The organism is Neobacillus citreus (genome assembly GCF_018343545.2).
Taxonomy (GTDB): Bacteria; Bacillota; Bacilli; order Bacillales; family Cytobacillaceae; genus Neobacillus; species Neobacillus citreus.
The window spans coordinates 1-658 of record NZ_JAGYPE020000006.1 but is presented as its reverse complement, the minus strand read 5'-3'; the positions used below and the strand labels follow the sequence as shown (position 1 = coordinate 658).

Genomic DNA, 658 nt, shown 5'->3' with positions numbered 1-658 from the left:
TCATGAACACGATCATCATCATGAGCACAATCACCATCATGAACATGACCATCATCATGGCCATGACCATGGTCATCATCACCGGTCATACAGTGATATTGTAAAAATGATTGAATCGTCCGAGTTAGCAGCGGAAGTAAAAGCGACTTCGTTAAAAATCTTTCGCAAAATTGGTGAAGCGGAAGGACATATTCATGGTGTGCTATTAGAAAAGGTTCATTTTCATGAAGTAGGTGCCGTCGACTCCATCATTGATATTGTTGGTGCAGCAATCTTACTTCATCAACTAGACATACAGAAAGTCAAGTCCTCACCTATTCCTGTCGGCACAGGAAGAATACATATCGACCACGGCATTTATCCAATCCCAGCACCAGCCACGTTAGAAATTTTAAAAGGTGTGCCGATCGAACAAAGCGATGTCAGATTTGAACTGACAACCCCGACAGGTGCAGCGATTGCATCCGTACTGGCAGAAGAATTTTGCACCATTCCATCATTTGAAGTAAAAGCTATTGGCTATGGGGCAGGCACCAAAACCTTCAAAGACCGTCCAAATGTCCTTCGAGTCATTATTGGAGAGTAAGCGATAGGATTAAAAATAAATATTCAAAAAACGGATAAAGGTGTCTTCCCTTTATCTGTTTTTTTTTTTTTT

At 41.0% G+C, this 658-nt stretch carries 1 protein-coding gene; it reads left to right on the top strand.

The annotated features are described in order from the left end of the window. A partial coding sequence (gene larC / locus KHB02_RS05220; protein ID WP_241113732.1) for a nickel pincer cofactor biosynthesis protein LarC occupies positions 1-586 on the top strand: 586 nt, incomplete at its 5' end. Positions 587-658 lie beyond the last annotated feature (72 nt).